Annotated in this window: 16 protein-coding genes; 6 read left to right on the top strand and 10 right to left on the bottom strand. The window is 74.1% G+C overall.

Annotated elements, in window-relative coordinates; genetic code table 11:
* Positions 1 to 45: 45 nt before the first annotated feature.
* Positions 46 to 243, bottom strand: coding sequence for a hypothetical protein (locus ACIBI4_RS14945; RefSeq protein WP_399204234.1), 198 nt, complete (start codon positions 241 to 243; stop codon positions 46 to 48).
* Positions 244 to 507: 264 nt separating this feature from the next.
* On the opposite strand from ACIBI4_RS14945, the gene ACIBI4_RS14940 reads away from it, so the two are divergent.
* Positions 508 to 2,577 carry a HelD family protein gene (locus ACIBI4_RS14940; protein ID WP_399204233.1) on the top strand — a complete coding sequence of 690 codons (2,070 nt, stop codon included), beginning with the start codon at positions 508 to 510 and terminating at the stop codon, positions 2,575 to 2,577.
* 61 nt (positions 2,578 to 2,638) lie between these two features.
* Here ACIBI4_RS14940 and ACIBI4_RS14935 read toward each other — a convergent pair whose 3' ends face one another.
* Positions 2,639 to 3,739 carry a hypothetical protein gene (locus tag ACIBI4_RS14935; protein WP_399204232.1) on the bottom strand — a complete coding sequence of 367 codons (1,101 nt, stop codon included), beginning with the start codon at positions 3,737 to 3,739 and terminating at the stop codon, positions 2,639 to 2,641.
* Between the two features lie 154 nt (positions 3,740 to 3,893).
* Between ACIBI4_RS14935 and ACIBI4_RS14930 the strand changes: the two genes are divergently transcribed.
* Positions 3,894 to 6,320 (top strand): helicase-associated domain-containing protein, encoded by a 2,427-nt coding sequence (locus ACIBI4_RS14930; RefSeq protein ID WP_399204231.1) that lies wholly within the window; start codon positions 3,894 to 3,896, stop codon positions 6,318 to 6,320.
* Positions 6,321 to 6,329: 9 nt separating this feature from the next.
* On the opposite strand, the gene ACIBI4_RS14925 is transcribed toward ACIBI4_RS14930, so the two are convergent.
* From ACIBI4_RS14925 to ACIBI4_RS14915, 3 genes are read right to left on the bottom strand one after another with little or no spacing between them, the layout of a single operon-like run.
* Positions 6,330 to 7,118, bottom strand: coding sequence for an ABC transporter ATP-binding protein (locus tag ACIBI4_RS14925; RefSeq protein ID WP_399204321.1), 789 nt, complete (start codon positions 7,116 to 7,118; stop codon positions 6,330 to 6,332).
* A gap of 14 nt (positions 7,119 to 7,132) precedes the next feature.
* A complete protein-coding gene (locus ACIBI4_RS14920) occupies positions 7,133 to 8,203 on the bottom strand; it encodes a FecCD family ABC transporter permease (RefSeq protein WP_399204230.1) in 1,071 nt (356 codons plus the stop codon).
* Positions 8,200 to 9,243 (bottom strand): FecCD family ABC transporter permease, encoded by a 1,044-nt coding sequence (locus ACIBI4_RS14915; RefSeq protein ID WP_399204229.1) that lies wholly within the window; start codon positions 9,241 to 9,243, stop codon positions 8,200 to 8,202. Before ACIBI4_RS14915 ends, ACIBI4_RS14920 begins: the two co-directional genes overlap by 4 nt.
* A 128-nt stretch (positions 9,244 to 9,371) precedes the next feature.
* On the opposite strand from ACIBI4_RS14915, the gene ACIBI4_RS14910 reads away from it, so the two are divergent.
* The gene (locus ACIBI4_RS14910) at positions 9,372 to 10,007 is read left to right on the top strand and encodes an HAD family hydrolase (RefSeq protein WP_399204227.1); all 636 of its coding nucleotides are present in this window, start codon (positions 9,372 to 9,374) and stop codon (positions 10,005 to 10,007) included.
* Here ACIBI4_RS14910 and ACIBI4_RS14905 read toward each other — a convergent pair.
* Positions 9,986 to 10,222 carry a hypothetical protein gene (locus ACIBI4_RS14905; RefSeq protein ID WP_399204226.1) on the bottom strand — a complete coding sequence of 79 codons (237 nt, stop codon included), beginning with the start codon at positions 10,220 to 10,222 and terminating at the stop codon, positions 9,986 to 9,988. The genes ACIBI4_RS14910 and ACIBI4_RS14905 overlap by 22 nt on opposite strands.
* Positions 10,223 to 10,401: 179 nt before the next feature.
* On the opposite strand from ACIBI4_RS14905, the gene ACIBI4_RS14900 reads away from it, so the two are divergent.
* On the top strand, positions 10,402 to 10,785 hold the full coding sequence (locus ACIBI4_RS14900) for a cold-shock protein (protein WP_399204225.1): 384 nt from the start codon (positions 10,402 to 10,404) through the stop codon (positions 10,783 to 10,785).
* Here the strand turns inward: ACIBI4_RS14900 and ACIBI4_RS14895 are convergent, their stop codons facing one another.
* The 4 genes from ACIBI4_RS14895 to ACIBI4_RS14880 all read right to left on the bottom strand — a co-directional run bounded on the left by ACIBI4_RS14895 (position 10,786) and on the right by ACIBI4_RS14880 (position 14,209).
* A complete protein-coding gene (locus ACIBI4_RS14895; RefSeq protein ID WP_399204224.1) occupies positions 10,786 to 11,652 on the bottom strand; it encodes a 1,4-dihydroxy-6-naphthoate synthase in 867 nt (288 codons plus the stop codon).
* A gap of 4 nt (positions 11,653 to 11,656) precedes the next feature.
* Complete coding sequence (locus tag ACIBI4_RS14890) at positions 11,657 to 12,310, bottom strand: futalosine hydrolase (protein ID WP_399204223.1); 654 nt, start codon at positions 12,308 to 12,310, stop codon at positions 11,657 to 11,659.
* A gap of 10 nt (positions 12,311 to 12,320) precedes the next feature.
* On the bottom strand, positions 12,321 to 12,809 hold the full coding sequence (locus tag ACIBI4_RS14885; protein ID WP_399204222.1) for a hypothetical protein: 489 nt from the start codon (positions 12,807 to 12,809) through the stop codon (positions 12,321 to 12,323).
* A gap of 68 nt (positions 12,810 to 12,877) precedes the next feature.
* Positions 12,878 to 14,209 (bottom strand): MFS transporter, encoded by a 1,332-nt coding sequence (locus ACIBI4_RS14880; protein WP_399204221.1) that lies wholly within the window; start codon positions 14,207 to 14,209, stop codon positions 12,878 to 12,880.
* 359 nt (positions 14,210 to 14,568) lie between these two features.
* On the opposite strand from ACIBI4_RS14880, the gene ACIBI4_RS14875 reads away from it, so the two are divergent.
* Positions 14,569 to 15,495 (top strand): DUF3027 domain-containing protein, encoded by a 927-nt coding sequence (locus ACIBI4_RS14875; RefSeq protein WP_399204220.1) that lies wholly within the window; start codon positions 14,569 to 14,571, stop codon positions 15,493 to 15,495.
* A 107-nt stretch (positions 15,496 to 15,602) separates the two neighbouring features.
* Entirely contained in the window at positions 15,603 to 18,794 is a 3,192-nt protein-coding gene (locus tag ACIBI4_RS14870; protein ID WP_399204219.1) for a sacsin N-terminal ATP-binding-like domain-containing protein, read from the top strand.
* Positions 18,795 to 18,855: the final 61 nt, after the last annotated feature.

The raw sequence follows: 18,855 nt of genomic DNA, 5'->3' as shown, positions 1-18,855 counted from the left end.
GCAGGGTCACCATCCGCATACGGATGGTGACTTGCGCTGCTCGGGCTATGTGCGCCGGCGGACCACGCCCGCGTCGCGTGCGTACTCGCCGAGGATGATCACGTCCATCGCCGCGGCGGCGAAGACCTTGACGGCGCGCAGGGCGTTGCCGACGTGGTGGGTGTGCCGGGTGGCGCCGGTCGCGGTGGCTCCGCTCGGCTTTCCGGGGCGGACAGGGGCCTGGGTGAAGGTTGCGCTGCTCATGTACTCAAGGATGGCCGAGCGCCCCATATCGGACATCGACCTGCGGGCTGAACCCGACCCTCATCCCCATAGGGGACGGTCTCCGACTTTGGGCAGAGGGGGAGGCCGAAGGGAAGGCCACGAGGAAAAAACGGTTGGCCCGGCCACCGATCCGTGATCTAGACTGCACGGTTTCCCGCCTCCGACGCACCCGCGGAGCGCCGCCGCCCGGCTGATACCGGGGGCCACCCTGGAACAAGGTCCAACTCCTGTGGAGGCTCTGCTGTGCCCGTGCACGACGACAACCCCCTGACCCGCGAGCGGTCCCACCTCACCGCGTCCCGCGCCGCCCTGCGGGCGATGCGCGAGGACGCCGAGGGGCTCGACATCCGCGACGTCACGGCGAACTGGGTGAACGCGGCCGTCCTGCAGCACCAGATCGACGAGCGCATCAAGGCCCTCGCCGACCTCGCCCACACCCCGCTCTTCTTCGGCCGCCTCAGCTACCTGCACACGGTCGGCGCCGAGGACGCGGAGGGTGCCGCGGGCGACCAGTTCTACATCGGCCGCCGGCACGTCCACGACGCCGACGGCGACCCGATGGTCATCGACTGGCGCGCCCCCGTCTCGCAGCCCTTCTACCAGGCCTCCAAGCAGAAGCCGATGGACGTCGCGCTGCGCCGCCGGTTCGGTTACACGGGCGGCGAGATCACCGCGTACGAGGACGAACACCTCTCCGACCCCGCCGCTGTGACAATTTCCGGCTCCGCCGGGGGGACGCAGACAAGCAAACTGCTCCAGCAGGAGATCGAGCGCCCGCGCGTCGGCCCGATGCGCGACATCGTGGCGACGATCCAGCCGGAGCAGGACGAAATCGTCCGCAGCGGCCTCGGCGGGACCGTCTGCGTCCAGGGAGGTCCCGGCACCGGCAAGACGGCCGTCGGCCTGCACCGTGTCGCGTACCTCCTCTACGCGCACCGCGAGCGGCTCGCCCGCACCGGCACCCTCGTCATCGGCCCGAACAAGTCCTTCCTCCACTACATCGAGCAGGTCCTTCCCGCGCTCGGCGAGCTGGAGGTGCAGCAGGCGACCGTCGACGACCTTGTCGCGCATGTCGAGGTGCGCGGCACGGACGCCGCGGAGACCGCCCTGGTCAAGGGTGACGCCCGGATGGCCGAGGTGCTGCGCCGAGCCGTCCGCTCGCACGTCACGCTGCCGACCGAGGCGCTGATGGTCGTACGCGGCTCACGCCGCTGGCGCATCCCGTCCCACGAACTCACCGAGATCGTGGAGGAGTTGCTGGCCCGCGACATCCGCTACGGGGCCGCGCGCGAGGCGCTGCCGCAGCGGATCGCGCACGCCGTGCTCGTCCGGATGGAACAGTCCGGTGAGGCGCCCGACGACCGTGTGCAGGACTCCGTCGCGCGCAACGCGGCCGTGAAGGCCGCCGTCAAGGCGATCTGGCCGCCGGTCGATCCCGCGAAGCTGGTGCTGCGGCTGCTGTCCGACCCGGAGTTCCTCGCGGCCCACGCGGAGGGGCTTCTGAACGCCGACGAGCAGAAGGTGCTGCTGTGGGCGAAGCCCGCGCGCTCGGTGAAGTCGGCCAAGTGGTCCGCCGCGGACGCGGTCCTGATCGACGAGGCCTCGGACCTGGTGGCCCGTACGCACTCGCTCGGCCATGTCGTCCTCGACGAGGCGCAGGACCTCTCGCCGATGCAGTACCGCGCGGTCGGCCGCCGCTGCACCACCGGCTCGGCGACCGTACTCGGTGACCTCGCGCAGGGCACGACGCCCTGGGCGACGCGCAGTTGGGACGAGGCGCTCACGCATCTGGGCAAGCCGGAGGCGATCATCGAGGAGCTCACCGCGGGCTTCCGCGTGCCGCGCGAGGTGATCGCCTACGCCTCGCGCCTCCTGCCGTCGATCGCGCCGGGCCTCGCGGAGGTCTCCTCGGTCCGTGAGGCCCCGGGCTCCCTGTCCGTACGGGAGTCGTCCGCGCTCGACACGGACGTGGTGGCCGCGTGCGTGGAGTCCCTGCAGCGGGAGGGCTCGATCGGCCTGATCGCGGCGGACGCCCGTATCCCCGCGCTGGCCCAGGCCCTCGACGCGGCGGGTCTCACCTACCTCGACCCGGGCGAGGAGACCACCCGGGAAACCCGTCTGACCCTGGTCCCGGCCTCCCTGGCCAAGGGCCTGGAGTACGACTACGTGGTCCTCGACGAGCCCGCGGCGGTCGTCGACGGCGAGCCGGACGAGCGGACGGGCCTGCGCAGGCTGTACGTGGCGCTGACGCGAGCGGTGTCGGGGCTGATCGTGGTGCACGGGGCACCCGTGCCCTCAGGGCTGGCGGCCTAGGCGGCAGTTCGGCCGGGGTGGGGGCGAAACCCTGCGGCGCCCCCGCCCGCCCCGTGCGCCTTCACTCCCCGGAGGCCCGCTGCGACCGCCACACCAGGAACAACGCCGACGCGGCCGCCGCCCCTCGTACGACCCACGGAATCGTCTCCTGGACGGCCGCGCCCATCGCCTCGTCCCCGATCGGCTGCCCCCAGCGCCCTTCGACCCGCCCCCACAGCCACACAAGGCCCGAGGCGACGGCCAGACCGGGCACCCACATCACCGCGAGCTTCGCCTCGTTGCGGGTGAGGCGGCGCGAGGCGTAGGCGATGCCCCAACCGCAGATCAGAGGTACGGGGTGACCCATGACCGCACCGGCCACCAGCAGCGCCGCCGCGATCAGGAGCAGCGGGTTGGTGAAGCTCAGCGAGCGTTCGGCGGGGGCGCGGCGCCGGCGCAGGAGACGGCGGCGCGGACGCTCCTCGTCCTCCTCCTCCTCTGCTTCCTCCTCGTACGCGTCCTCGTCCTCGTCGTCCGCCTCCTTGGCGACCCGCCTGGCACGAACCTCGCGCGCGTCCTCCTCCTGCTGCGGCGGCCGCAGTATCTCGGGGATCTCGATCCCGCCCACGAACCCGGGCACGCCGTCCCCCGGCCCGCTGCCCGTCGCGTCGACACGCCACCAGTCAGGCTCGACCCCGCCGCGCCCGAGCTCGTCCTCGCCGGCGAGATGCGGCGGCGAGGCGGCGGTGGACGGCGGGGGCGTGACCTCCTCGGGCCGCCGCGGCCGCGGCAACGTACGCCGCAGACCGCTCCGACGCCCCGTGGCCGAGTCCGAACCGGCGCCGGAGCCCGGGGCGCGGTCCGCTCCACCCGACCCCGCGCCGCGCCCGAACCGGCGCCCCCCACTGCGCTGCGTCGGCAGGTCCGACTCGGGCGGCAGGTCGAGGTCCTGCCCGGACTCCGCCTGCGTCACCAACTCCTCAGGCGTACCGATACGGGCCAGCAGCCGCCGCACCGACGCGGGGCTCTCGCCGCCCACCGCCCGCGACCGCCGCGCCTCGATCTCCCGGCGCAACTCCGTGACAAGGCGCATCCGTACGGAGGAGGACAGCTGCCGCTGCTGGGCCAGATCACCGACCCGGCTCAGATAGTCGAAGACGAGCTGATCGCTCTCGATGGCCACCGGAGACCCCCTGCACACGTGCCGCCACTCGCGGAACCGGCCACGTGGACGAACGCCAAGTCCCTTCCGGGCACGCCTTCTTGCGCCACCCCGGCGCCCCGACGGTACCGCGCCCGCCGCCGCCGTACAGGCCCTAGGTACTACCGTGGGCCGGATGAGGACCGAGAGCACGGCCGCAGGTACCCCGCGGACCCTGGCGGAAGAGCTGCGGCAGCGGGACGACGCGTCGCTTGCCGATCTGCTGCGGGCGCGTGCCGATCTGCTCAATCCGGTGCCGGGTGACCTCACGCAGCTGGCGACCCGCGCCGGCACCCGCGCCTCGGTCGTGCGTGCCCTGGAGCGGCTCGACACGTTCGCGCTGCAGACCGCGGAGGCCCTCGCGGTCGCGCCCGACCCGGCGGCGTACGACGAGCTGAGCGCCCTGCTCACCGGCGAGGGCGAGCACGACCCGGACATCGAGAGCGCGCTGCCCACCGCGCTGGCCACGCTGCGCGAACAGGCCGTCGTCTGGGGCGGCGACGACCGGCTGCGGCTGGTGCGCACCGCCCGCGAACTGCTCGCCCCGAGCCCGGGCCACCCCTCGCCGACGGGCCTCGGCCCGACCGTCGCCGAGTCCACCGCGGGCATGTCACCGGGCCGCGTGCAGCAGCTGCTCGCGGGCGCCGGGCTCACGCCCACGCACGACGCGGTCTCGGCCGTCACCGCCCTGACCGACCTGTTCCGCGACCGTACGAGGATGAGCGCCCTGCTCGACGAGGCGCCCGTCGAGGCGCTCGAGGTGCTCGGGCGGCTCACGTGGGGGCCGCCGTACGGGCAGGTCACCGCGCAGCCCGCCCCGCATGTGCGCTGGCTCCTCGACCGCGGCCTGCTGCTGCCCACCGCGCCCGGCACCGTCGTACTGCCGCGCGAGGTGGCGCTGCATCTGCGCGGCGGGCGCGCGCACCGCGAGCCGAAGCCGCTGCCGCCGACGGTCGGCGCCGCGTCCGAGCACAGCGGGCGGGTGGTGGACGCGACGGCGGCCGGGCAGGCGTACACCGCGCTCGCCACCGTCGAGGAGCTGCTCAAGGACTGGGACGAGGGCGGTCCCGCCGTGCTGCGGGCCGGCGGACTGAGCGTGCGCGACCTGAAGCGGACCGCGGTCGCGCTGGACGTGCCGGAGCCGGTCGCGGCCTTCTGGGTCGAACTCGCCCATGCGGCGGGCCTGGTGGCCTCCGACGGCGAGGCCGACGAACGGTACGCGGCGACGCCCGCCTACGACGACTGGCTGGAGCTGCCGTCCGCGGAGCGCTGGCGGGTCCTGGCCACGGCGTGGCTCGCGGCCACGCGGGCGCCGGGCGTGGCCGGCTCCCGGGACTCCAAGGACCGGGTCCTGTCCGTGCTCGGCCCGCATCTGGACCGCTCGGCGGCCCCGGAGATCCGCCGCCGCGTCCTGCACCTCCTCGCGGCCGTGCCCGAGGGCGGCGCGCCCACCGCGGCGGCCGTCCTGGAACGGCTGCGCTGGGAGCGGCCCCTGCGCGGCGGCGGTGCCCAGGCCGGGCAGGACGATCTGCGCGCCCGGCTCGCCCAATGGGCGCTCACCGAGGCCGAGTTGCTCGGTGTGACCGGACGCGGCGCGCTGTCCACGCACGGCCGCGCCCTGCTCGCCGCCGACCCCGCACTCGTCGAGGCCTCCCTCGCGCCGCTCCTGCCGGACCCGCTCGACCACGTCCTGCTCCAGGCCGACCTCACCGCCGTGGCCCCGGGCCCGCTGGAACGTCCGCTCGCCGACATGCTCGGCGTCCTCGCCGACGTGGAGTCGAAGGGCGGCGCGACGGTCTACCGCTTCACGGCCGGATCGGTCCGCCGCGCGCTCGACGCGGGCAAGTCCGCCTCCGACCTGCAGTCCTTCCTCACGGCCCACAGCCGTACGCCCGTCCCGCAGCCGCTCTCGTATCTGATCGACGACGTGGCCCGCAAGCACGGCCACCTGAGGATCGGCGCGGCCTCCGCGTACGTCCGCTGCGACGACGAGTCGGTGCTCGGCGAGATCATGGCCGACAAGCGCTCCCAGGGCCTGCGCCTGCGCCGTCTCGCCCCTACGGTTCTCGCGGCGCAGGCCGATCCGGGGACGCTGCTCGACGGGCTGCGGTCGATGGGGTTCGCACCCGCGGCGGAGTCTGCCGAGGGGGATGTGCTCATCACCCGCGCTTTGTCCCACCGCACCCCGCCGCGTACGGCTCCCGAGCCGGTGCCGGATGGGCCGCCCGCCCCGGACGGCGCGCTACTCGATGCGGCGGTCCGGGCGATCCGGGCCGGTGACCTTGCCGCGACCACTCCGCGTAAGGCCGCTCCGGCTGCTCCGGATGGGCGGCTTCCCCGGACTACTCCGGCGGAGACGTTGGCCACGATGCAGGCGGCGGTGCTTACCGGGGAGGCGGTGTGGATCGGGTACGTCAACGCGGAGGGGGCTGCGAGTCAGCGGGTGCTCGCGCCCGTCCGGGTCGAGGGTGGGTTCGTCACCGGGTATGACCACACGGCCGATGAGGTCCGTACGTATCCGTTGCACCGGGTCACGGGGGTGGCGGAGCTAGCGGAGGAGTAGGCGCGGCCGTCAGGCCTTCCACGGCGCCCCGGGCACCACCAGCGGCGACCCCGTCACCGGATCCGGCACCACCACGCACTCCAGGCCGAACACCTCACGTACCAGCGAGGCCGTGACGACCTCCGACGGCGGACCCGACGCCACCACGCGGCCCGACTTCATCGCCACCAGGTGGTCGGCGTAGCGGGCGGCCTGGTTGAGGTCGTGGAGGACGACCACGACCGTGCGGCCCTTGTCGTGGTTCAACTGGCGCACCAGGTCCAGGACCTCGACCTGGTGGGAGATGTCGAGGTACGTGGTCGGCTCGTCGAGCAGCAGCAGATCCGTCTCCTGCGCGAGCGCCATCGCGATCCAGACCCGCTGGCGCTGACCGCCCGACAGCTCATCGACGGACCGCTCCGCGAGGTCGGAGACGTCGGTGCGGCGCATCGCCTCCGCCACGGCGCGTTCGTCCTCGGCCGACCACTGCTGCCACCAGCTCTGATGCGGCTGACGGCCGCGCGCGACAAGGTCCGCGACCGTGATCGCCTCGGGGGCCACCGGCGTCTGCGGGAGCAGGCCGATCTGCTGGGCGATGCGCTTCGTGGGGAGCTTCGCAAGTTCGGTGCCGTCCAGGAGGACCGCACCCGACTTCGGCCTGAGCAGCCGTCCGAGGGCGCGCAGCGTCGTCGACTTGCCGCAGGCGTTCGGGCCGACGATCACCGTGACCTGCCCGTCGGGCACGTCGAGGTCGAGCTCCTCGACGACCGTGCGGTCGTCGTACGCGAGGGTCAGGGACCGGGTGCCGAGCCGGCTCACGGAGACAGGGGCGGTCACTTGCTTCCTCCGACGCTACGGCTGCGGATGATCAGCCAGATGAGATACGGGGCCCCGACGGCCGCGGTCAGCACACCGACCGGCAGCTCCGTCGGCGAGAACAGCCGGCGCGCGAGGAGATCGGCGAGCACCACGATCACCGCACCCATCAGGGCGCTGCTCACCAGCGGGATCTGCGCCGTCCGCGTCAGCCGCCGGGCGATCTGCGGCGCGAGCAGCGCCACGAAGTCCACCGGACCCGCCGCGCCCGTCGCCACGGAGGCCAGCACCACACCGAGCGCGACAAGACCGAGGCGTACCCGCCCGAGCCGCACCCCGAGCGCGGTCGCCGTGTCGTCGTCGAGCGAGACCGTGCGCTGCGCCCGCGCCGCCCACGCGACCGCGGGCACCAGGACGAGCAGGATCGGCGCGAGCACCGACGCCTCCGGCCAGCCGCGGCCGTTGAGCGACCCCGTCATCCAGATCTGCGCCTGCTGCGCGACGAGATAGTCGCCCTTGGTCATGAACAGCGTGGTGACCGACCGCAGCGCGATGGCGAAGCCGATGCCGATCAGCACGAACCGTGTCGCGTGCAGCCCGCCGCGCCACGCGAAGAGATAGACCAGCGCGGCGGCCAGCACACCGCCCGCCACCGACAGATACGGCAGCACGCTGTACGAGGTGACGCCCAGCGTCATCGAGGCGACGGTCAGCGCGCTCGCGCCCTGGCTGATCCCGATGACATCCGGGCTCGCGAGCGGATTGCGCGCCACGGTCTGGATCAGCGCCCCCGCCACACCGAAGGCCGAACCGACCAGGAGGGCGACGACCAGCCGCGGCAGCCGCAGCTCCTCGACGACCAGCTCGTCCGGCGAGGTCCCGCCGAGCAGCACCTTCAGGACGTTGCCGGGCGCGACGAAGGCCTCGCCGACGCAGAGATACGCGACGCAGGACACGGCGAGCAGCAGCACGAGCCCCGAGGCCACGGCGACGGCCCGCCGGTGCACCAGGAACGCCGCCGGTCCCGTCCGCACGACGGCGTACCCCGCGGGCCGCACCGCCGGCCGGTCCTTCACGTCCGCACTCACGCCGCCACCGCCTTCCGCCGCACCAGCGTCACCAGGAACGGCACCCCGATCAGCGCGGTCATCACACCCGCGGGCACCTCCGACGGCGGGAAGACCACCCGCCCGATCACATCCGAGACCAGCAGCATCACGGGCCCGATCAGCGCGGCCATCGGCAGCACCCAGCGGTGGTCCGAGCCGACGACCGCCCGCGCGATGTGCGGCACCGCGAGCCCGATGAACGCGATCGGTCCGGCCGCCGCGACCCCCACGCCGGTGAGCACGGTCGCCCCGAGCCCGCCCACGATCCGTACCGTCGCCACCCGCTGCCCGAGCCCCTTCGCGACGTCCTCGCCGAGCGCCAGCGCATCGAGCCCGCGCGCCACCGAGAACACCAGGACCACCCCGACCAGGAGGAACGGCCACACCTGGCCGACCACATCGGAGCCGCGCCCCGCGATCGACCCGACCTGCCAGAACCGGAACTCGTCGAGCGCCGAGGCCTTCGTCGTCAGGACCGCCATCGTCACCGACACGAGCAGCGCGTTGATGGCCGCGCCGCCGAGCGCCAGCTTCACCGGCGTCGCACCCCCGCGCCCGCTCGACGCGATGGCGTAGACGGCGACGGAGGCGAGCCCGGCGCCCGCGAACGCGAACCAGACATAGCCGGTGAGCGTGTGGATCCCCGCGTACGCGATGGCGAGCACCACCGCGACCGAGGCGCCCTGGCTGATCCCGAGAATCCCCGGGTCGGCGATCGGATTGCGCGTGATGCCCTGCAGCGCGGTCCCGGCGAGCGCGAGGGCCGCGCCCACCATCAGACCGATCATCGTCCGCGGCACCCGCAGCTCCCGTACGACCTGCGCCGCGTCGCTCTCACCGCCGTGCAGCAGCGCGTCGATCACCGCGGACGGGGCGATGGCGCGCGCACCGACGGCCAGCGAGAGGAGCACGGCGAGCAGCAGGGCGAGCACGGCCGCCCCGGTCAGCACGAGACGCCTCACCGCGAACGGGCGGTGCGCCGTGGGGGAGGGGGCAGCGGCGGTCGGCATCGGGGCCATTTCTGGTTCTTCGGGTCCACGGGCTCATGGCCCCGTGATCGTTCAGGCTCAGGGTGCCCTAAGTCTAGGCCGGACCAGGACGCCGCCCCCGTCGGCCCGCGCCCCGGACCGCCCGCGACAATGGCCGCATGACCTCCACCGCGTGCCCCGAGCTCCTGACCGTCGGCTTCGACCTCGACATGACCCTGATCGACTCCCGGCCCGGGATCAAGGCCTGCTTCGAGGCGCTGCGTGCCGAGACGGGCGTGCACATCGACACCGACCTTGTGGTCTCGCGGCTCGGCCCGCCCCTGGAGCAGGAACTCGCGCACTGGTTCCCGGAATCGGAGATCACCGCCACGGCCGCGCACTACCGCGGGATGTACGCCTCGTACGCCATCGCCCCGTCCCCCGCGATGCCCGGCGCCCGCGAGGCGATCGCCGCCGTCCGCGCGGCCGGCGGGCGGGCGATCGTGGTCACCGCCAAGAACGACCCCGATGCCAAGCGCCACCTCGACCACCTCGGCATCGACCCGGACGCGGTGATAGGCCGCCTCTGGGCGGAGGGCAAGGCGCAGGCGCTGCGCGAGTACGGCGCCCAGGTCTACGTCGGCGACCACCTCGGCGACGTCCGGGGCGCCCGCGCGGCGGACGCCCTCTCGGTTGCGGTGCCGACCGGACCCTGCTCCGCGGACGAGCTGCGCGCGGCGGGCGCGGACGTGGTCCTCACGGACCTCACCGCGTTCCCGCAGTGGCTGGCCGGCTACTGCGAGGCGCGCGCCTGACGGCGCTGCACCGCGATCGACTTCAGCACCCCGGCCCCGGCGATGGCGAAGCCGAGGCCCATCAGCATGCACACGGCATACGCGATGGACGGGAACGGCTCCGTTCCCAGGAACAAAGGGGCAACGGTGGCCATAGTGGCCACCGTCCCGATGAGGAAGACGATCGCGCCGATGCGTACGAGCCGGTCGCCGGGCCCGGAAGGTGTGTTGCTCACGTGGCCAGGGTAGTTCCCTGCGGACAGGGGGCGACGGGCGCCGCCGGGAGCAGCGGAAAGCAGGCTTGTCAGGGGCGCCTGGACCAATAGTCTTGGTGTCGGCGGGTCCACACGGCCCGCTGCAGTGCTATCCAGAGCCGTTTTGTGAACGGGCGACCAGTACGAGGACGAGGACGGACATGCCGACGGGCAAGGTCAAGTGGTTCAACTCCGAGAAGGGCTTCGGCTTTCTCTCCCGCGATGACGGCGGCGACGTCTTCGTCCACTCTTCCGTGCTGCCCGCCGGCGTCGACTCGCTCAAGCCCGGCCAGCGGGTGGAGTTCGGTGTGGTCGCCGGGCAGCGCGGCGACCAGGCGCTCTCCGTGACCCTGCTCGACCCGGCACCGTCGGTCGCCGCGGCCCAGCGCCGCAAGCCCGACGAACTGGCGTCGATCGTGCAGGACCTGACCACGCTCCTGGAGAACGTCACCCAGCAGCTGGAGCGCGGCCGCTACCCCGACAAGGCGCACGGCTCGAAGATCGCCGGCATGCTGCGGGCGGTCGCGGACCAGCTGGACGTCTAGCTATACGAGGTTGAGCGCATCGCGGCCGAGGGGCGGGACGAGCCCCTCGGCCGCGGCGCGTGTGAGCAAGCCGCGGATCGCCGCGTGGCCGTCCTCGCCGAGGTCGGCGGTGAACTCGTTGACGTACAGGCCGATGTGCTGGTCGGCGACCGCCGGGTCCATCTCCTGGGCATGCTCCAGGACGTACGCGCGCGAGGCCTGTGGGTCGTCCCAGGCCATCCGGACCGAGGAACGGGCCGCGTCCGCGAGGGACTTCAGCGTCTCCTCGCCCAGCGAGCGCTTGGCGATGATCGCGCCGAGCGGGATCGGCAGACCGGTCATCCGCTCCCAGTGCACGCCCATGTCGGCGAGGCAGTGCAGCCCGTAGTCCTGGTACGTGAAGCGCGCCTCGTGGATGACGAGACCGGCGTCGACCCGGCCGTCGCGCACCGCGGGCATGATCTCGTGGAACGGCAGGACCACGATCTCGCCGACGTCGCCGGCGAGCGTGTCGGCGGCCCACAGCCGGAAGAGCAGATACGCGGTCGACTTCTCGCTCGGCACGGCGACGGTCCTGCCGGTCAGGTCGACGCCCGGCTCCCGCGTGAGCACCAGCGGCCCGCAGCCCCGCCCGAGCGCACCGCCGCACGGCAGCAGCGCGTACTCGTCGAGGACGTACGGCAGCACGGCGTACGAGACCTTGAGGACGTCGAACTCGCCGCGCTCGGCCATCCCGTTGGTGATGTCGATGTCCGCGAACGTGACATCGAGCTCGGGTGCCCCGGGGACCAGGCCGTGGGCCCAGGCGTGGAAGACGAAGGTGTCGTTGGGGCAGGGCGAGTAGGCGATCTTCAGCGGCTGCCCGGAGGCCGGCTGCTCAGTGGTCATCGGCTCAGTGGTCATACGGGTTCCAACTCTCCAGTACGGGTGCGGCCTTCCCGAACCCGTCCGTGAGCGCTGCCAGCGCGTCGCCGATCCGCCAGGCAGAACGGTCGCGGGGTCCCACGGGGTTGGAGACGGCACGTATCTCGACGGCCGCGACACCCTGGGCGGCGGCGGCCTCGGCGACCCCGAAGCCCTCCATCGCCTCGATCAGCGCACCGGGATGGCGGGCGGCCAGCTCGGTCGCGCGGGCCGCGGACCCGGTGACCGTGGAGACGGTGAGCACGGCGCCGGTGCGGGCGCCGGTGGCGGCGGCGAGGTCCCGTACGAGCGCGGCGGGCGGCTCGTGGCGGACGGTGCCGAAGCCGAGGTCCGTGACGCGCACGAAGCCGTCGGCCGTCTCGGCGCCCAGGTCGGCGGCGACGATCGCGTCGGAGACGGCGAGCGAGCCGACCGGGGCGGCGGGCAGGAACCCGCCGCCGATCCCGGCGGAGACGACGAGCCCGTAGGGCCGGCCGCCGAGTGCGGCGGCGGTCAGCTCACGGGCGGTGGCGGCAGCGGCGGCCGCGGGGCCGACACCGGCCGCGGTCACCTCCAGGCCGGGAGCGCCGGCGGCGACGGCTTCCGCCTCCGCCGGCACCGCGGTCACGACCAGGACACGCATCGCGGCCTTCTTACGCGTCGGCGTTCTCGAGCTTGAAGTTCCACACGCCCTTGACCTTGTCGCCGCGCTCGTTCTGTTCGACGACGCTCACGTAGAGGGTCTTCGGGGCGGGCTGGCCCTGCTGCGGGGCGAACAGGTCGATGCCGTCGAAGGAGTAGTACGTCTTCTTGTACGGGTTCGTGGCCTGCTGGCCGTTGATCCAGAGCGACCAGCCGGTCTCGGCGACCTCGGGGTCGACCCCGACGCGCAGCGTCTCGCCCTGCTTGACCTTGATGGTCTTCGCGGACTTCTTGAGCGCGCAGGCGGCGGCTTCCTTCATGGGCAGGTTCTTGTCGTGCTCGTAGCAGGTCGCATCGGTCGACACCGAGTCGCTGCCGAAGGTGACGGTCGCGACAGGGCTCGGCTTCTCGCACGCGGAGAGCACGAGCAGGCCGGCCGAAACGGCGCCAAGCGTGGCCGCGACGCGGCGGCCCTTGGCGGAGAAGCGCAGGGAGGTCATGGCCGAAGGCTATCGGGAGGTGTGGCGCGTACGGCCAGGTGGGTACGGCGTGGCGGTGCGCACGCCCCTTATGCGACCCGAGGGTGCGCGGGGCCGTGGCGGGACGCGGTGACCAGGCCCCGCAGCGTCAGGATCCAGGCCGTTCCGACGATCACCGCGGCCACCGCGAAGCCGACGACGCCGTGCAGCGGGAGCACGATGCCGATCGCGCCGCCCACCACCCACGCCATCTGGAGCAGCGTCTCGGAGCGGGCGAACGCGGAGTTGCGGACCTGTTCGGGGACGTCGCGCTGGATCAGGGCGTCGAGCGCCAGCTTGGCGAGGGCCTGGGCGGCGCCCGCGACCGCGCCGAGCGCCGCCACCAGGACCGTGCCGAAGAGCACCGCCGCGGTGACCGCGACGCCGGTGGCGGCGGCGAGCACCGTCACCACGATCAGCTCCGGCGCGCGGCCGCGCAGCGCCGCACCGGCCGCCGTGCCGAGCGCGTTCCCGAGCCCCGCGGCGACCGCGACCATGCCGAGCGAGACGGCGGCGCTCTGCCCGGCGAAGGGATGCTCGCGCAGCAGGAACGCCAGGAAGAAGATCAGGAACCCGGACAGACAGCGCAGCCCCGCGTTCGCGGCGAGCGCGTGCGTGACCGAGGGGCCGACGGTCCGCAGCCCCGGCCGCTTTCCGTGCGCACGGCGCAGATGCTCCTCGTCGGCGGCGAGCAGCGCCTTGTCCTCGCCCTTCGCCGAGTCCACCTTGTGCGGCAGCGTGAACGACAGGAACGTGCCGACGACGAACAGCGCGAACGCCCCGTACAGCGGCCAGCGCGGCCCGATCTGGTGCAGTCCCGCGCCCAGCGGAGCCGCGAGCCCGGTCGCGAGCAGACCGCCGAGTGTCACCCGCGAGTTCGCCTTGACCAGCGAGAACGTCGGCGGCAGCAGCCGCGGCACGACAGCGCTGCGCACCACCCCGTACGCCTTCGACGCGACGAGCACCCCGAGCGCCGCCGGATACAGCTCGAGGCTCCCGGAGACCACCGCGCCGGCCAGCGTCAGCGCGAGCAGCGCCCGCGTCAGCATCGCGGCGGCCATCGCGGCGCGGCGGCCGTGGGGTATGCGGTCCAGGAGCGGGCCGATCACCGGGGCGAGCAGCGCGAACGGGGCCATCGTGATCGCGAGGTAGAGCGCGACGCGGCCGCGGGCCTCGTCGGTCGGTACCGAGAAGAAGACGGTGGAGGCGAGGGCGACGGTGACGAGCATGTCGCCCGCGCTGTTCACCGCGTGCAGCTCGATCAGCTTCCCGAGCCCCGACTCGCCCGCGCCATGCGCGCTGGTCACCCGCCGGACCCCGCGCCCCGCCTTCGCGAAGGGCGCACCCAGGACACGGCCCGCGGCACGGCCCGCCCTGCGCACCGCATCCCCCGACGCACGTGCTGTGCTTTTCCGGGGGACACCCCCGGCACCTCCGGGCGAGATGGTCACCCCGACATAGTGCCCCAACGCGCCCGGCCCTCACCCCGTTCCTGCGGGGTTCGTACGGGTTCGCGGACGATGCCATGTGGGCCTTCGCCCTCGGAGGGGGTAGCGTGCGTAGCGCGCCTGCGGCGGTTGGTCTTGGCCGCGCGCCTCTTCGCGATCCCGCAGAATGGTTCGTATAGGTGCGCCCGAGAGTGACCGGGCGCGGACGTCGACGCGGCCCTTCGGTCCGCTCCGTCCGCCCCGTCGCCGGGACCGGCGCACCCGTGACACGGCGTAGGAGAGAAGCGATACCTGTGAGCGCAGCGACAACGCGAAGCCGCACCCCTGACCGCCTGTGCGCCGAGGCGGTGGACCTCGCGAGGGAGGCGGCCGAGGAGGCCGCGTTCCCCGGCGTCGTCGGAGAGCATGTCTCGGCGGTCGCCGAGGGGGACCGGGTGGTCACCCACTACTTCGAGTGCAAGGAACCGGGCTACCGGGGCTGGCGCTGGGCGGTGACGGTCGCCCGCGCGTCCCGTGCGAAGTACGTCACCCTCAGCGAGACGGTGCTGCTGCCCGGCACCGACGCCCTTCTCGCCCCCGAGTGGGTGCCGTGGAGCGAGCGGCTGCGCCCCGGCGACATGGGCCCCGGCGATCTGCTCCCCACCGAGGCCGACGACCTCCGCCTGGAGCCCGGCTTCTCCGGCGAGGACGCGCCGCCGCCGAACTCCGCGGTCTCCGAGGAGATGGCCTCCCTGGTCGAGGCCGAGGACGCCGAGGTCACCGCGGGTCCGCCCGCCTCCCTGCCGCTCGTTCCGGCCCGCGGCTCGATCGCCTCGGTCGCCGAGGAGCTCGGCATGCGGCGTGCGCGGGTGCTGTCGCGTTACGGGCTGCACGGTGCGGCCGACCGCTGGGACGAGTCCTTCGGCGCGAAGACGCCGATGGCGCAGGCGGCTCCGGCCTCCTGCATGTCCTGCGGTTTCCTGGTCCCGCTCGGCGGCTCCCTCGGGCAGGCGTTCGGCCTCTGCGCCAACGAGTTCGGTCCGGCCGACGGCCGGGTCGTCTCCCTTTCGTACGGCTGCGGCGGCCACTCCGAGGCGGCCGTGATGCCGAAGCCTCCGGTGCCGTCCAAGCCGGTCATCGACGAGTTCCTGGTCGATGCGATGCCGCTGCGGCCCGACGCGGATTCCGGGTCGGTGTCGGTGGGTGCGGTCTCCGGCGCGGAGGACCTCGGGCATTCGTAGGCCGGGGACCGGCGTGGTGCGGCCGGGTGGACGGGGAACATGACCCGTCCGCCCAGGCGGTAACGTCACTGCACCCGCACCGCCCCTGACCGAAAGGCCCCCGCCCCGTGACGACCGACCCCTTCGGAACCGCACGGCTGCGCCGCGGCGTACTCGACGCGTGGGCAGCATCCCCGGCCCGCTTCCGCGAGGACGCCAACGCCGAGGAGGACCTCGCGCTCGGCGGCTACCGCGACCGCGTCATCGTCGAACTCGCGCAGAACGCCGCCGACGCGGCCGCCCGCAAGGGCGCCGAGGGCCGGCTCCGGCTCACCCTCCGCGACGGCGTGCTCGCCGCCGCCAACACCGGCGCCCCCCTGGACGCACAGGGCGTGGAGTCCCTCAGCACCCTGCGGGCCAGCGCCAAGCGCGAGGAGGGCGACGGGACCGTGGGCCGGTTCGGGGTCGGCTTCGCGTCCGTGCTCGCCGTGTCCGACGAACCCGCCGTCCTCGGCCGCGGCGGCGGTGTCCGCTGGTCGCTGGCCGAGGCGCGGACCCTCGTACAGGACGCGGCCGAACGGCAGCCGGGTCTCGCGGACGAGCTGCGGCGCCGCGAGGGCCATGTGCCGCTGCTGCGGCTGCCGTTGCCCGCCGAGGGCGAGGCCCCGGCCCCGTACGACACCGTCGTGGTGCTGCCGCTGCGCGACGCCGCCGCGACCGCGCTCGCCGAGCGGCTGCTCGCCGGCGTCGACGCCTCGCTGCTGCTCACGCTGCCCGGTCTCGCCGAGGTCGTGGTCGAGACGGACGACGGCGTACGGACGCTCACCCGACACCATGAGACCGGCGGGCTCGTCCGGATCGAGGACAGCCGCGACGGCGTCAGCCGCTGGCGGACCACCACGCGGCAGGGGCCCACCGACGCGAAGCTGCTCCGGGACCGGCCGGTCGAGGAGCGGCTGCGGCCGCACTGGACCGTCACCTGGGCCGTCCCCGTGGACGCCGAGGGCGCGCCCGAGCGTCCCCGCACGGCCCCGGTCGTGCACGCCCCGACGCCGAGCGACGAACCGCTCGGCGTGCCCGCCCTGCTCATCGCCTCGTTCCCGCTGGACACCACCCGCCGGCACGTCGCCCCCGGCCCGCTCACCGACTTCCTGGTGGCCCGCGCCGCCGCCGCGTACGCCGAACTGCTCGGCGACTGGCGGCCGGTGACCACCGGCCTGATCGACCTGGTGCCGGGCCCGCTCGGCAAGGGCGAGCTGGACGGCGCGCTGCGGGCCGCGGTCCTGGAGCTGCTGCCGCGCACCGCGTTCCTGCCGCCCGCGGTCGCGGGCGCCGGATCCGGGCCCGGCAGGCGCGGGCCGGAGGACGCCGGGACGGCTGAGCACGGGACGGGCCGTCCGGACGGCGGCGACCCCGACGCCCGCGGCGGCCTCGCCGACGACGAACTCCCGCTCGCCCTGCGCCCCTTCGAGGCCGAGGTCGTCGAAGGCGCGGGCGCCGACACCGTACGGGTCCTCGCCGAGGTGCTGCCGACGCTGCTGCCCGCGGGCCTGGAACGCCGGGCCGAGCTGCGCACGCTCGGTGTCGCGCGGCTTCCGCTGCAGGACGCCATCGACCGGCTCGCGGGTCTGGAGCGCGACGCCGGGTGGTGGTTCCGGCTGTACGAGTCCCTGGCGGGGGTCGACCCCGACCGGCTGACCGGGCTCCCGGTGCCGCTCGCCGACGGGCGGACCACGATCGGGCCGCGGCAGGTGCTGCTCCCGGCCGCGGACACCCCGTCCGACGCACAGCAGCTGGCGCGCCTCGGTCTCAAGGTCACCCACCCCGACGCCGCCCACGCGCTCCTGGAGAAGCTGGGCGCGCTGCCCGCGACGCCGCGCGCCGTGCTCCGTACGCCGCAGGTCAGGGCCGCGGTCGCGGCCTCACTCGACGGCGGGCTCGGGGACGTGTGGGACGAGGACGCCCTGGACGCCGAGGAGCTGGCGGAGGTCGTCCTCGGCCTCGCCCGCGACGCCGCGCTGGCGCCCGGCGACGAGCCGTGGCTGGGCGCGCTCGCGCTCCCCGACGACGAGGGCGAGCTCGCGCCCGCGGGCGAACTGGCCCTGCCCGGCAGCCCGTTCGCCGCCGTGATCCGGCCCGGCGAACTGGGCGAGGCCGACGCGGAACTCGCCGCGCGCTGGGGCGAGCAGCCGCTCGCCGCCTGCGGCGTCCTCGCGAACTTCGCGCTCGTACGGGCCACGGATGTCGTCCTCGACCCCGATGAACTGGAGCCCCGCGAGGGCGACTTCGCGGAGCCCGACGACGCGGGCCTGCTCGACGCCGTGGACGTGTGGTGCGAGGACCTCCTCGACGCGCTCCCCGACACCCCGGTGCCGCCGGTCGCGACCGAACTCGTCGCCGTACGGGACCTCGACCTCGTCGACGACGAGCGCTGGCCCGAGGCCCTGGCCCTGCTCGCGCAGCCGCCGCTGCGTGACGCGCTCACCCAGCGCGTCCGCATCCTGCTGCCCGACGGCACCACGGAGTCGGTCCGCCCGTACACCGCGTGGTGGCTGCGCGGGCACCCCGTCCTCGACGGGCGCCGTCCCGCGGGCCTGCGCGCGGCGGGCGGCGATCCGCTCCTGGCCGGCCTCTACGAGGAGGCGGACGCGAGCGGCTTCGATGACGAGCAGGTGCTCCGCGCCCTCGGCGTCCGTACGTCCGTCGCCGCGCTGCTCGACGAGCCGGGCGGCGCGGCGGAACTCCTCGACCGTCTCGCGGACCCGTCCCTGCCGGTTTCCTCCGCTCAACTCCACGGCCTGTACGGTGCGTTGGCCGGTCTCGACCCCGAACAGGTCACGCTGCCCGACGAGCTGCGGGCCGTGGTGGACGGTGCGGTGGTGGTCGTGGACGCGTCGGAGGCTCTGGTCGCGGACGCCCCGGACCTGCTTCCGTTCGCGGAGGGCCGCCCGCTGCTCCCGGTCGCCCCGTCGCGCGCCGCGGACCTGGCGGACCTCTTCCAGGTCCGCCGCCTCAGCAACGTGGTCACGGGCACGGTCACAGGGGAGTCCGCCGAGCACGAGGTCCCGGCCTCGGTACGCACTCTGCTCGGCCCCTCGACCCCCGCCTCGTACCGCGAATACGAGGAACTCCTGGTCGACGGCCTGGAGGTCGACTGGCACCGCGCACCGGACGGCACCGTCCACGCCGCAACCCTGGAGGGCGTGGCAGCGGGCCTGGCCTGGGCGGCGGCCCAGTGGCCCCGCCGCTTCGAGGTCGCGGCCCTCCTGGAGGACCCGTCCCGCACGGAGGAACTGGCGCGGGACCGCTGGTTCGACTGAGGACGCACAGAGCCCGTCCCTCGCAAAGAGGGACGGGCTCTCGTGCGTCCGGACTACGCCG

It is taken from the genome of Streptomyces sp. NPDC050418 (assembly GCF_044458745.1).
GTDB lineage: Bacteria > Actinomycetota > Actinomycetes > Streptomycetales > Streptomycetaceae > Streptomyces.
This window is presented reverse-complemented; position numbering and strand designations above follow the sequence as displayed.